This is a genomic window from Streptomyces sp. NPDC079141 (assembly GCF_040686775.1).
GTDB lineage: Bacteria > Actinomycetota > Actinomycetes > Streptomycetales > Streptomycetaceae > Streptomyces.
Map to the genome: position 1 here is coordinate 205,455 of NZ_JBFBLP010000013.1, position 12,759 is coordinate 218,213.

The 12,759-nt window shown below is 71.4% G+C and carries 10 protein-coding genes; 7 read left to right on the forward strand and 3 right to left on the reverse strand.

The window, feature by feature from the left end:
* Window positions 1–73: 73 nt before the first annotated feature.
* Complete coding sequence (locus AB0Q90_RS30010) at window positions 74–895, reverse strand: helix-turn-helix transcriptional regulator (protein WP_363158534.1); 822 nt, start codon at window positions 893–895, stop codon at window positions 74–76.
* Between the two features lie 114 nt (window positions 896–1,009).
* Between AB0Q90_RS30010 and AB0Q90_RS30015 the strand changes: the two genes are divergently transcribed.
* From AB0Q90_RS30015 to AB0Q90_RS30035, 5 genes are all read left to right on the forward strand, one after another.
* Window positions 1,010–2,674: an AMP-binding protein gene (locus AB0Q90_RS30015; RefSeq protein WP_363158533.1), complete on the forward strand. Its 1,665-nt coding sequence runs from the start codon at window positions 1,010–1,012 to the stop codon at window positions 2,672–2,674.
* Between the two features lie 35 nt (window positions 2,675–2,709).
* Window positions 2,710–4,290: an AMP-binding protein gene (locus AB0Q90_RS30020; RefSeq protein ID WP_363158698.1), complete on the forward strand. Its 1,581-nt coding sequence runs from the start codon at window positions 2,710–2,712 to the stop codon at window positions 4,288–4,290.
* Between the two features lie 67 nt (window positions 4,291–4,357).
* The gene (locus AB0Q90_RS30025; RefSeq protein ID WP_363158532.1) at window positions 4,358–5,380 is read left to right on the forward strand and encodes a LacI family DNA-binding transcriptional regulator; all 1,023 of its coding nucleotides are present in this window, start codon (window positions 4,358–4,360) and stop codon (window positions 5,378–5,380) included.
* Between the two features lie 267 nt (window positions 5,381–5,647).
* A complete protein-coding gene (locus tag AB0Q90_RS30030) occupies window positions 5,648–6,766 on the forward strand; it encodes a cellulose binding domain-containing protein (protein WP_363158531.1) in 1,119 nt (372 codons plus the stop codon).
* 276 nt (window positions 6,767–7,042) lie between these two features.
* Window positions 7,043–8,134 carry a lytic polysaccharide monooxygenase gene (locus AB0Q90_RS30035; protein WP_363158530.1) on the forward strand — a complete coding sequence of 364 codons (1,092 nt, stop codon included), beginning with the start codon at window positions 7,043–7,045 and terminating at the stop codon, window positions 8,132–8,134.
* 50 nt (window positions 8,135–8,184) lie between these two features.
* On the opposite strand, the gene AB0Q90_RS30040 is transcribed toward AB0Q90_RS30035, so the two are convergent.
* Complete coding sequence (locus tag AB0Q90_RS30040) at window positions 8,185–8,874, reverse strand: hypothetical protein (RefSeq protein WP_363158529.1); 690 nt, start codon at window positions 8,872–8,874, stop codon at window positions 8,185–8,187.
* A gap of 166 nt (window positions 8,875–9,040) precedes the next feature.
* On the opposite strand from AB0Q90_RS30040, the gene gcl reads away from it, so the two are divergent.
* Entirely contained in the window at window positions 9,041–10,825 is a 1,785-nt protein-coding gene (gene gcl, locus AB0Q90_RS30045; RefSeq protein ID WP_363158528.1) for a glyoxylate carboligase, read from the forward strand.
* A 286-nt stretch (window positions 10,826–11,111) separates the two neighbouring features.
* On the opposite strand, the gene AB0Q90_RS30050 is transcribed toward gcl, so the two are convergent.
* Window positions 11,112–11,336: a hypothetical protein gene (locus AB0Q90_RS30050; protein WP_363158527.1), complete on the reverse strand. Its 225-nt coding sequence runs from the start codon at window positions 11,334–11,336 to the stop codon at window positions 11,112–11,114.
* 76 nt (window positions 11,337–11,412) lie between these two features.
* Between AB0Q90_RS30050 and AB0Q90_RS30055 the strand changes: the two genes are divergently transcribed.
* Window positions 11,413–12,597: a Shedu anti-phage system protein SduA domain-containing protein gene (locus AB0Q90_RS30055; protein WP_363158526.1), complete on the forward strand. Its 1,185-nt coding sequence runs from the start codon at window positions 11,413–11,415 to the stop codon at window positions 12,595–12,597.
* Window positions 12,598–12,759 lie beyond the last annotated feature (162 nt).

Genomic DNA, 12,759 nt, shown 5'->3' on the forward strand with positions numbered 1-12,759 from the left:
GCGTCTACGGCGACCTCGCCCGAACGCGGCTCCGGCGCGGCACCGACGCGGCTCCGGCCCGGCGCCGGCGTGGCTACGGCAGCAACCCCGCCCGTCGCGCCGCGGCCACGGCCTGCCCCCGGGTGTGGGCCCCGAGCTTGCGCATGGCCGACCGCAGATACCCCTTCACCGTCTCCGGCCGCAGCCCCAGCCGTTCGGCGGCGACCGCGTTCGTGGCCCCTGCGGCGACACATGCCAGCACGTCCAGCTCGCGCGGGGCCAGGGCCACCGCCGCCGCCCGCCCCTGAGGGGTGAGCAGCCCGCACACGTCCAGCAGCTCCGCCCGCAGCCCGGCGTCCGCGATCCGCGGCGCCAGCGCCCGCAACGCGGCATGCGCCTCGCGCACCTGCTCCCAGGCGGCCCCGGGAGCACGCGACACCGGCTCGGCCGCGGCCGCGGCCAGCGCCTCCCGCGCCGACTCCTCGGCGATCAGCGACTGCTCCACGTCCCGCGCCGCCCCCACGGCCGCGGACAGCGCGCGGTCACCGAGCGGCTGGGCCGTGCGCAGGGCGCCGTACAGGACTCCGCGCACCCGGCGCCGTACCACCACCGGGACGGCGAGCACCGAGCGCAGCCCCTCGGCGGCGACCGGGGCGTCGTACTCGTGGCTGATCCGGCGGGAGGAGGAGTAGTCGGTCACGGCGCACGGGCGGGCGAGCGCGACCGCCTTGCCGCCGAGGCCGTTGCCGGAGGTCACCGCGAGCGCGCGGAGCGACTGGGTCGCGGTGCCGCTCAGTTCGCTGATGCGCACCTGCGGCCGGCCGGCCTCCACCAGCCCGCCGAAGGCGACGGGCAGCCCCGTCGAACGCCGTAGCCGTACCAGCGCGTTCCGGATCTCCGCCGCGTCTGCTGCCACCTCTTCGCCCTTTCACTGCGGCGCACACCCCCGTTCGGGGGTAGTGAGACCTGCATCACGGAGTAAACGATGGCAGAGAGCCGCCCGGCAATGGTCCGGTACCTAGGAGGACACATGACGACGGAGTCGTTCCGCGGCGCGCGGGACTTCCTGCTGCACCATCGCGAGGACTATGCGAGGGCCTACGAGGGTTTCGGCTGGCCCCGGCCCGAGCGCTTCAACTGGGCGCTCGACTGGTTCGACGTCATCGCCCACGGCAACGAGCGGACCGCGCTGCACATCGTCGAGGAGGACGGCCGGGAGACCAAGCTGTCCTTCGGGGAGATGTCGGTCCGCTCCGACCAGGCCGCCAACTGGCTGCGCGCACAGGGCGTGGCCGCCGAGGACCGCATCCTGGTCATGCTCGGCAACCAGGCCGAACTGTGGATCACGGCCCTGGCCGCGATGAAACTGCGCGCCGTCGTCATCCCGGCCACCCCGCTGCTCGGCCCCGCCGACCTGCGCGACCGCGTCGAGCGCGGGCGCGTCCGGCACGTGCTCGTGCGCTCCGAGGACACCGGCAAGTTCGCCGAGGTGCCCGGCGGCTACACGCGCATCGCGGCGGGGGAACCGGTCGAGGGCTGGCTGTCGCTGGACGACCTGTACGAGGCCGACGCCACGTTCACGCCCGACGGCCCCACCCGGCCCGACGACCCCCTGATGCTCTACTTCACCTCGGGCACCACCGCCCGGCCCAAGCTGGTCGAGCACACCCACACCTCGTACCCGGTCGGCCATCTGGCCACCATGTACTGGATCGGCCTCAAGCCCGGCGACGTGCACCTGAACATCTCCTCGCCGGGCTGGGCCAAGCACGCCTGGTCGAACCTGTTCGCGCCGTGGAACGCCGAGGCGACCGTCTTCATCCACAACTACACGCGCTTCGACGCCGCCCGTCTGATGGCGGAGATGGACCGCGCGGGAGTCACCACCTTCTGCGCGCCGCCGACCGTGTGGCGCATGCTCATCCAGGCCGACCTGAGCCAGCTGGGCACGCCCCCGCGCGAGGCCGTGGCGGCGGGGGAGCCCCTGAACCCCGAGGTCATCGAGCAGGTCCGGCGGGCCTGGGGGGTCACCATCCGGGACGGCTTCGGGCAGACCGAGACCGCCGTCCAGGTCTCCAACAGCCCCGGCCAGCCCCTGAAGACGGGCTCCATGGGCCGGCCCAGCCCGGGCTACCGGGTGGAGCTGCTGGACCCGGTCACCGGTGCGCCCGGCGCCGACGAGGGCGAGATCGCGCTCGACCTCTCGGCGCGTCCCGTCGGCCTGATGACCGGCTACCACGGCGACCCGGACCGTACGGCGGAGGCGATGGACGGCGGCTACTACCGCACCGGCGACGTCGCGTCGCGGGACGCGGACGGCTATCTGACGTACATCGGGCGCAGCGACGACGTCTTCAAGGCCTCCGACTACAAGATCAGCCCCTTCGAGCTGGAGAGCGCCCTGCTGGAGCACGAGGCGGTCGCCGAGGCGGCCGTCGTGCCCGCGCCGGACGAGCTGCGCCTCGCCGTGCCCAAGGCGTATGTCGTCCTGGCGGACGGCTGGGAGCCGGGGGCGGACACCGCGAAGGTGCTGTTCGAGCACTCGCGGGAGACCCTGGCGCCCTACAAGCGCATCCGCCGCCTGGAGTTCGCCCCGCTGCCCAAGACCGTCTCCGGCAAGATCCGCCGCATCGAGCTGCGCGAGGCCACGGCCGCCGGCTCGGACGCCGAGTACCGCGAGGAGGACTTCCGGTGAGCTCGTACACGCACGGCACCGGTACGACCCCGCCGCTGAGCTCGTACACGCACGGCACCGGTACGACCCCGCTGCTCGGCGACACCATCGGCGCGAACCTCGACCGGGCGGTGGCGTCCTGGCCGGACCGCGAGGCGCTCGTCGACGTGCCCTCCGGCAGGCGCTGGACCTACGCCCAATTCGCCTCGGACGTCGATGAGTTGGCGTACGCGCTGCTGGCGAGCGGGGTCGCCAAGGGCGACCGGGTGGGCATCTGGGCGGTCAACTGCCCCGAGTGGGTGCTCGTCCAGTACGCCACCGCCCGCATCGGCGCGATCATGGTGAACATCAACCCGGCGTACCGCACCCACGAGGTCGAGTACGTCCTGGGCCAGGCCGGGATCTCCCTCCTCTTCGCCTCCCTCAGCCACAAGACCAGCGACTACCGGGCGATGGTCGAGCAAGCGCGCGGGAAATGCCCGCAGTTGCGGGAGACGGTGTACATCGGCGACCCGAGCTGGCACGCCCTGCTCGCCCGGTCGACGCCCGCCCCGTTCCCGGAACTCTCCTGCGACGAGCCGATCAACATCCAGTACACGTCCGGCACCACGGGCTTCCCCAAGGGCGCCACCCTCTCCCACCACAACATCCTCAACAACGGCTATTTCGTGGGGGAGATGATCGCCTACGGGGAGCAGGACCGGGTGTGCATCCCCGTGCCCTTCTACCACTGCTTCGGCATGGTCATGGGCAACCTCGCCGCCACCTCCCACGGCGCCTGCATGGTCATCCCCGCCCCGTCCTTCGAACCGGCCGCTACCCTCCGCGCCGTCGAGCAGGAGCGCTGCACCTCCCTGTACGGCGTCCCGACCATGTTCATCGCGGAGTTGGACCTCCCCGACTTCGCCTCCTACGACCTCTCCTCCCTGCGCACCGGGATCATGGCGGGCTCACCCTGCCCGGTGGAGGTGATGAAACGGGTCGTCGCCGAGATGAACATGGCCGAGGTGTCGATCTGCTACGGCATGACGGAGACCTCGCCCGTCTCCACGCAGACCCGGCGCGAGGACGACCTGGAACACCGCACGGGCACCGTCGGACGCGTCCTGCCGCACATCGAGGTGAAGGTCGTCGACCCGGTCAGCGGCATCACCCAACCCCGCGGCACGGCGGGCGAGTTGTGCACCCGCGGCTACAGCGTGATGCTCGGCTACTGGAACCAGCCGGAGAAGACCGCCGAGGCGATCGACACCGGCCGCTGGATGCACACCGGCGACCTGGCCGTGATGCGCGACGACGGCTACGTCGAGATCGTCGGCCGCATCAAGGACATGATCATCCGGGGCGGCGAGAACATCTACCCGCGCGAGATCGAGGAGTTCCTCTACGGCCACCCGAAGATCGCCGACGTCCAGGTGGTCGGTGTGCCCCACGAGCGGTACGGCGAGGAGGTCCTGGCCTGTGTCATCGCACGCGACCCGGCCGACCCGCCGACCCTTGAGGACGTACGGGCCTTCTGCGACGGGAAGTTGGCGCACTACAAGATCCCGGCCAGGGTGCAGGTGCTGGACTCCTTCCCGATGACGGTGTCCGGAAAGGTGCGCAAGATCGAGCTGCGGCAGAACCACGCCGTCTGATCCGGCCCCGGGGTGTTCGATCACAGTGGGCCAAGGCCCGTAAGATCGGGTGCCCTTGGGGGTGGTCATGAGCAGGCAGCGTCCCGGCTCGCCGACGCTGGAGCAAGTCGCGGCCCTCGCCGGAGTCGGGCGAGGGACCGTCTCGCGGGTCATCAACAACGCGGCGGGCGTACGGGATTCGACGCGCCGCGCGGTCGAACGGGCCATCGCCGAGCTGGGCTACGTGCCCAATCTGGCGGCCCGCTCCCTGGCCGGGCGGCGCGCGGACGCCGTGGCGCTGGCGATTACGGAGCGGGACTGGCGCCAGTTCGGCGAGCCGTTCTTCTCGGAGATCGTCCGGGCGGTCGGCGACACCCTCGCCGACACCTCGGTGCAGCTGCTGCTCACCCTGGTCCGCACGGACGACGAGCGGCGGCGCTTCGTCGAGTACGCGCGCGGCGGGCGGGTGGACGGCGTCCTGCTGATGTCCGTACGCGCGGAGGACCGGCTGCCGGACATGCTCGCCGAGGCCGGACTGCCCACCGTGCTGCTCGGCCGTCGCTCGGGCGACGAGCACGTGACCTACGTGGACGCGGACAACGTCGGCGGCGCCCGTGACGCGGTCGAACACCTGCTGCGCGGCGGGCGCAGGACGATCGCCGCCGTCACCGGGCCGCTCGACATGTACGTCACCCGGTGCCGGCTGCGCGGATACCGGGAAGCGCTCGCCGCCGCCGGTCTGGAGTCCCCGCCCTCGCTGGTCGTCGAGGGCGACTTCACCGAGGACAGCGGCCGCCGGGCGACGGCCGAGGTGCTCCGGCGCCACCCGGACGTCGACGCCGTCCTCGCCGCCTCGGACACCATGGCCGCCGGAGCGCTCGGCGTGCTGCGGGCGGCCGGCCGCCGTGTGCCCGAGGACGTCGCGGTGATCGGCTTCGACGACTACCCGCTCGCCCGGCACACCGACCCTCCCCTGACGACGGTCCGCCAGCCGCTGGAGGAGATCGGCCGGGCCATGGTGCGGCTGCTGCTGGAGGAGATGGAGCAGCCCGAGGTGGCCTGGCGGCACGTCATCCTGCGCACCCGTCTGGTGGTCCGCGGCTCGGCCTGACCGCTCGGGGCGGCTCCGTTTCGGGAGCGCTCCCAAATCCCTTGGTCCGCCCGGCGGTTGAGTGCCACACCATTGACCTGCGGCTTCGAAATACATTCGACGCGTTCGTGCGCACAGGGTTGTCAGGGACATGGACGGACTTCTACAGTCCGGACCGAACCGGTGGGGTGGGAGCGCTCCCATTCGTGGGGAGTTGGGAGCGCTCCCGTACTGGCACCCCGTCGAGTCCGGATCGACCCCCCGATCACCCCCCAGAGAGGCACCCGCATGCGATCGTTACCGCACCGTCCCCGCACCGCGCGCGGCCTGTTCGCCGCGCTGCTCTCCGCACTCACCGCCGTCGCGGCTCTCCTCGTCGCAACGCCGCCGGCCCAGGCGGACACCACGATCTGCGAAGAGTTCGGATCGACCACGATCCAGGGCCGCTACGTCGTCCAGAACAACCGCTGGGGCACCACCGCCACCCAGTGCGTCACCGCCACCGACACCGGCTTCCGCATCTCCCAGGCCGACGGCTCGGTCCCCACCACCGGCGCCCCCAAGTCGTACCCGTCGGTCTTCAACGGCTGCCACTACACCAACTGCTCGCCGGGCACCGCCCTTCCGGCGCAGCTCAGCACCATCTCCAGCGCGCCCAGCAGCATCTCGTACAGCTATGTGTCCGGAGCGGTGTACAACGCCTCGTACGACATCTGGCTGGACCCGACGCCGCGGACCGACGGGGTGAACCGGACCGAGATCATGATCTGGTTCAACCGGGTCGGCCAGGTCCAGCCGATCGGCTCGCCGGTGGGCACCACCACGGTCGGCGGCCGCACCTGGGAGGTGTGGACCGGCAGCAACGGCACCAACGACGTGATCTCCTTCGTCGCTCCCTCGGCGATCAGCAGCTGGAGCTTCGACGTCATGGACTTCGTCGACCAGGCCGTCAGCCGGGGCCTGGCGCAGAACAACTGGTACCTGACGAGCATCCAGGCCGGGTTCGAGCCGTGGCAGAACGGCGCCGGTCTCGCGGTGAACTCGTTCTCCTCGACCGTGAACACCGGTGGCAGCCCGGGCGACCCGGCCTCGGCCTGCCAGGTCACCTACGCCACCAACGTCTGGCAGGGCGGCTTCACCGCCGACGTCACGGTCAAGAACACCGGTGCCGGCGCCGTCGACAACTGGCAGCTCGGCTTCACCCTGCCCTCCGGTCAGCGCGTCACCAACTCCTGGAACGCCACCCTGTCCGGCTCGTCGGGCGCCCTGACGGCGGGCGCGCTGGCGCACAACGCGCGGATCGCCCCCGGCGGGAGCCAGAGCTTCGGCTTCCAGGGCACCTACAGCGGCACGTTCGCCAAGCCGACCGCCTTCAGCCTGAACGGCACCGCCTGCACGAGCGCGTGATCCGCCCCGCTTCAGCCCGAGGAACCGCCCGCACCAGCGCCTGACCACGCCGGTGCGCCGCACCGCACCGGCCTCCTCCGGGGCCCGCCCCGCTCCCCGCGCCGATGGGGGCGGGCCCCGGGCGCACCTTCCCCGGGGCGTGGCCGAGGGCCGGGCGACCGTTCGCAAGTACCGCGCCGAGTAATTCCCCCACACTCCCTCGCCCCTCCGGAGCGATGCCTTCCCCGGACGGGCGAGGGCTCCACAGCGGACAGCTACGACGAACGAGGAGGCACCATGGCTCGACGCAGAAACCGGCTCCTCTCCTGGGCGGCGGTATTGGCCACCCTGCTCAGCGGGCTGGGCCTCGCCCTGCTCGGCCAGGGCAGTGCGCAGGCGCACGGCGTGGCGATGATGCCCGGATCGCGGACCTACCTCTGCTATCTGGACGCCAGGACCAGCACCGGCGCACTGGACCCGACCAACCCGGCGTGCAAGGCCGCGCTCGCCGAGAGCGGAGCCACGGCGCTGTACAACTGGTTCGCCGTGCTCGACTCCAACGCGGGCGGGCGCGGCCCGGGCTATGTCCCGGACGGCAAACTGTGCAGCGCCGGTGACCGGTCCCCGTACAACTTCACCGGCTACAACGCGGCGCGCGCGGACTGGCCCCGGACGCACCTGACCTCCGGGAAGAGCATGCAGGTCCGGTACAGCAACTGGGCGGCGCACCCGGGCGACTTCCGGGTGTACCTGTCCAAGCCCGGCTACTCGCCCGCCACCGAGCTGGGCTGGGACGACCTGGAGCTGATCCAGACGGTCACCAACCCGCCCCAGTCGGGCTCGCCCGGGAGCGAGTCCGGTCATTACTACTGGAACCTCAACCTGCCGGCGGGCCGCTCGGGCGACGCGGTGCTGTTCATCCAGTGGGTGCGCTCGGACAGCCAGGAGAACTTCTTCTCCTGCTCCGACATCGTCTTCGACGGCGGCAACGGCGAGGTGACCGGCATCCGCGGCTCGGGCGGCACCACCCCCACCCCGACGCCCACGCCGACACCCACCCCGACCCCGACCGATCCGCACACCGGCTGCATGGCCGTGTACTCGGTGACGAACTCCTGGAGCGGCGGTTTCCAGGGTTCCGTCGAGGTGATGAACCACGGCACGGCGGCGATGTCCGGCTGGGCCGTGCGCTGGCAGCCGGGCGACGGCACCCGGATCAACAGTGTCTGGAACGGCGCGCTCAGTACCGGATCCGACGGCACGGTCACGGTCAGGAACGTCGACTACAACCGGACGATCGCGCCGGACGGCAGCGTCACCTTCGGCTTCACGGCCACCTCCACCGGCAACGACCTCCCGGTCGGCTCGATCGGCTGCGTCAACCCCTGACGCGTCCCCTGCAGCGCCGGCTCCCGCACTCCCGGGAGCCGGCGCTCTCGTCAGCTCTTGGGGGAGTCCAGTGCCTCGGCGTGGTCGTTGACCGGCTGCGGGGTGCCGGTGAGGTCCAGGACGAACAGGGGGACGCCGAGGGCATCGGCGCGGACGCGGGCGTCGGTGGCGTATCCGGCGAGGGAGAAGTAGACGCAGTCCGAGGACTCCGTCATGGCGGTCAGCCACAGACACTCCACGTCCCGCACGCCGGCCGGGCGCACGGTCGGGTCCACCTGGGCCAGCAGGCCGTGGGCGGCGAGGCCGATGCCGTGCGGGGGCCGCTGGTCGGCGCGGCGGATCTCCCGGTAGCCGAGCCAGCGCAGGTAGAGGGCGGCGACGGTGACCGCGTCCCGCGCGGTGCGGATCGTCACGGGCTGGAAGGGGGCCCGCTGCCGCGGGGGATCGACGGCCTCGGTGCCGGGGTGCAGCGGGGAGAGCGTTCCCGCCACCGCGACCCGCACCACTGTCCCGCACGAGCACCCCAGCTCCGGCTGCGGCCACTGGCCGCGTCGGCCGCAGGAGGCGCACCGGACGGTGACCCACTCCTCGGCCCAGGCGCGGTGTGTGACGGCCGTCGGTGTCCCACGCGGGTCGAGCGGCGGGGCGACGGGGGCTCCACAGGCGCACGGGTAGGCCGGCGCGGCGTACTGGTGCTCGCGCCGGCAGGCCGGGCAGCGCACCGACACGCTCTGGGGCATGCCCCCATGGTGCTGCAGGAATCCCCCGCTTGTCCGTCTCTTGACTGCCTTCGGCCCGCCACTTACATTGATTCCAGATAGTAGAAGTTAGTTTCCGCAATACGGAAGAGCTCAACCGCGGGGCGCGACGGGAGTGCGAATCCGACAGCCGAAGCAGGAGTACTCGATGGCTCGAATGACCGCTGCCCGTGCGGCAGTTGAGATCCTCAAGCGCGAGGGCGTCAGCAACGCGTTCGGTGTGCCGGGTGCGGCGATCAACCCGTTCTATGCCGCGCTCAAGGCCTCCGGCGGCATCCACCACACCCTCGCAAGGCATGTGGAGGGCGCCTCGCACATGGCCGAGGGCTACACCCGCACCCACCCGGGCAACATCGGGGTCTGCATCGGTACGTCCGGCCCCGCCGGCACCGACATGATCACCGGCCTCTACTCCGCCATCGGCGACTCCATCCCGATCCTGTGCATCACGGGCCAGGCCCCGACCGCCGTGATCCACAAGGAGGACTTCCAGGCCGTCGACATCGCCTCCATCGCCAAGCCGGTCACCAAAATGGCGGTGACCGTCCTGGAGGCCGCGCAGGTTCCCGGAGTCTTCCAGCAGGCCTTCCATCTGATGCGCTCCGGCCGGCCCGGCCCGGTCCTCATCGACCTGCCGATCGATGTGCAGCTCACCGAGATCGAGTTCGACCCGGAGACCTACGAGCCGCTGCCGGTCTACAAGCCGGTCGCGACCCGTGCCCAGGTCGAGAAGGCGATCGGCATGCTGAACGCCGCCGAGCGCCCGCTGCTCGTCGCGGGCGGCGGTGTCATCAACGCGGATGCCTCCGAACTGCTGGTGGAGTTCGCCGAGTTGACCGGCACCCCGGTCGTGCCCACGCTCATGGGCTGGGGCGTGCTGCCCGACGACCACGAGCTGAACGCCGGCATGGTGGGCCTGCAGACCTCGCACCGCTACGGCAACGCGACCTTCCTGGAGTCCGACTTCGTCCTCGGCATCGGCAACCGCTGGGCCAACCGTCACACCGGCAAGCTGGACGTCTACACCGCCGGCCGGAAGTTCGTCCACGTCGACGTCGAGCCGACCCAGATCGGCAAGATCTTCGCCCCGGACTACGGCATCGCCTCCGACGCGAAGGCCGCCCTGGAGCTCTTCGTCGAGGTGGCACGGGAGTTGAAGGCGGCCGGCAAACTGCCCGACCGCTCCGCCTGGGCCGCGTCCGCGCAGGAGAAGAAGGCCACCCTCCAGCGCCGTACGCACTTCGACGACATCCCGATCAAGCCGCAGCGCGTCTACGAGGAGATGAACAAGGCCTTCGGCCCGGAGACCCGGTACGTCTCCACCATCGGCCTCTCGCAGATCGCCGGCGCCCAGATGCTGCACGTGTTCAAACCGCGGCACTGGATCAACTGCGGCCAGGCGGGCCCGCTGGGCTGGACGATCCCGGCCGCGCTGGGCGTGGCCAAGGCCGACCCGGACGCGCAGGTCGTCGCCCTGTCCGGCGACTACGACTTCCAGTTCATGATCGAGGAGCTGGCGGTCGGGGCGCAGCACAAGATCCCGTACGTCCATGTCCTCGTCAACAACTCCTACCTGGGCCTGATCCGCCAGGCGCAGCGGGCGTTCGACATCGACTTCCAGGTCAAGCTGGAGTTCGAGAACATCAACTCGCCCGAGCTGGGCGTCTACGGCGTCGACCACGTCAAGGTCGCCGAGGGCCTCGGTTGCAAGGCGATCCGGGTGACCGACCCGGCGGAGCTGGGCGCGGCCCTTGAGCAGGCCAAGAAGCTCGCCGCCGAGTTCCAGGTGCCGGTCGTCGTGGAGGCGATCCTGGAGCGCGTCACCAACATCTCGATGTCGGGCACCAACGACATCAGCAACGTGGTGGAGTTCGAGGAGCTCGCGACCGAGCCCGGCCACGCGCCGACCTCGATCAAGACGCTGAAGGTCTGACCCGACGGTCGGTCAGGGGCGGCCCAGCCGGGGGGTGGGCCGCCCCTTTGGCATTCCCCCGATGTTCCCCCGTTCTGCGGTGCTTCCCCGGCGTCGGTGCTTCCCCCGTGCTCGGTGCTTCCCCAGGGTGGTGCTTCCCCCGTGCGGAGCCCGCCGCCCCCGTGCCGGCGGGCTCCGTGTGACGGCAATCTGCCCCACCGCGGGGGTGGTTGAAGCCTTCCGGCGCGTGTTCAGAGGATGATTTGAGGGTTCCGTAGCCCGCGTACGCCACGGTGCGTACGCGGGCTCAGGCGTCGTGGTGCTCCGACAGTCCCGGCCAGTCGTCCGGACCGCCGCCCTGCCACTCGACGATGTCGCTCTCCGCCACGTCGGTCACATACAGATCGGCCAGTCTCAGGAACTCGCTGACGTCGTCGATGTGCGAGGCGATGCCCAGGGTCTCGTCGCCCGACGTGACCCGGCGGGAGCCGTCGAGGGCCGGGGCGTGCACCACGATGTGCGGTCCGTCCATGCCTCAAGCCTGCCGCTGGGGGCGTGAGATCGCACGTCGAAGGGGAATGTCGGTGCCGCGGTCCACACTGGCCCGCATGGCGACGCGAAGCGACATGACGCTGGAGTGGCAGCTGCGTGCGGTGGTGAAGGACGCCGGCGACGAGGCCGTGCGGGCGGCCCTGGCCGCCGTCTTCAAGCACATGCACGGGGGCCGCAGCCGCAAGCGGCGCGGCGGGAGGGAGCTGCTGCGGCTGCTGGCCGAGGCGCGGGCCACCGCCGCCGGGGCGGGGGAGTGGCAGATCGTCCGGCAGGTGCACGACGCCGTCGAGTACGCCCAGGGGCGCATCCTCCGGCATGAGTTCGAGGAGCGGTACCGGCTGTTCCAGGACGGGGCCCGCAGCGAGCGGAACCGCGACTTCCTGGGGCGGGTGGTACGGCTGATGCACCAGTGGCTCGTCGACGCGGGCGAGGAGTTCCTCGTGGACCGTCCCGGCGCGAGCGCCCGTGAACTGATGGCGCACTTCGCCGCCCAGGGCGAGGACGCGCTGTTCACGGAGGCTCCCGACGACCGTCCCGGGCGCTACGAGATACCTCGCGGCCGGGCCGAGACGGCGCTGTGGCTGGAGCGGATCCTGCGCGACGGGCGGATCGGCGTCGTGGACACGGCCGAGGAGGCCCGCAGGATCGTCACCTCGCCGGAGGCCTTCCTGGTCCAGGCCGCCCGGCTCCAGCGCCGCGCCGCCGGCCTCGACGCCCTGCGGGCCGTCGTCGAGGACCGCACCGCCACCGAGGCCGATCTCCAGCACGCGCTGGAGGGACAGCACTGGATCTTCGGCGGGCGGTTCGTGGGACAGGCGGCGCAGCGGCGGCTCGTGCCCGGCGACGAGGTGGACCTGCCCCTGATACGCGGCGACGGCAGTCTGCACATCGTCGAGCTGAAGCGCGCCATGAGCCTCAAGGGCCCGCTGGTCAAGCGGTACCGCAACGCCTGGGTGCCGGCGGCGCCGGTGCACGAGGCGGTCGGCCAGGCCGTCAACTACCTGGTCGGGCTGGACGAGCACCGCGAGCGGATCCGCGCGGAGTTCGGCATCGAGACCCGGCGGGCCAGTGCCCTCGTACTGGTCGGCCACCCCGGCCTGCACCCCGGCGTACCGGAGGAGGAGCTCAACGAGGCGCTGCGGACGTTCAATTCGCATGTCACCCGGGTGGAGGTCCTCACGTACAAGGAACTCCTGGACAACGCCGAGCGCTCCCTAGCAGCCGGTCACGACCGGGCATAGGGAGCGCCAGGAGTACGTCTGGGACCGCGGCGGACGGCGACGGAACCGCGGGTCTCCTTCCCTCAGGTCGAAGAAGGGGACCCCGGACCATTACCACCGCACTGGCTCGCACGCCGCCGCGGTCCACACCCTGCCCGTGCCCCGTACCGGGGGACCACCCCT

Excerpts from the sequence above, each read along its gene's own strand:
- AB0Q90_RS30015 (WP_363158533.1), top strand. The coding sequence starts at position 1,010 with ATGACGACGGAGTCGTTCCGCGGCGCGCGGGACTTCCTGCTGCACCAT.
- AB0Q90_RS30025 (WP_363158532.1), top strand. The coding sequence starts at position 4,358 with ATGAGCAGGCAGCGTCCCGGCTCGCCGACGCTGGAGCAAGTCGCGGCC.
- AB0Q90_RS30030 (WP_363158531.1), top strand. The coding sequence starts at position 5,648 with ATGCGATCGTTACCGCACCGTCCCCGCACCGCGCGCGGCCTGTTCGCC.
- AB0Q90_RS30035 (WP_363158530.1), top strand. The coding sequence starts at position 7,043 with ATGGCTCGACGCAGAAACCGGCTCCTCTCCTGGGCGGCGGTATTGGCC.
- AB0Q90_RS30040 (WP_363158529.1), bottom strand. The coding sequence starts at position 8,874 with ATGCCCCAGAGCGTGTCGGTGCGCTGCCCGGCCTGCCGGCGCGAGCAC.
- gcl (WP_363158528.1), top strand. The coding sequence starts at position 9,041 with ATGGCTCGAATGACCGCTGCCCGTGCGGCAGTTGAGATCCTCAAGCGC.
- AB0Q90_RS30050 (WP_363158527.1), bottom strand. The coding sequence starts at position 11,336 with ATGGACGGACCGCACATCGTGGTGCACGCCCCGGCCCTCGACGGCTCC.
- AB0Q90_RS30055 (WP_363158526.1), top strand. The coding sequence starts at position 11,413 with ATGGCGACGCGAAGCGACATGACGCTGGAGTGGCAGCTGCGTGCGGTG.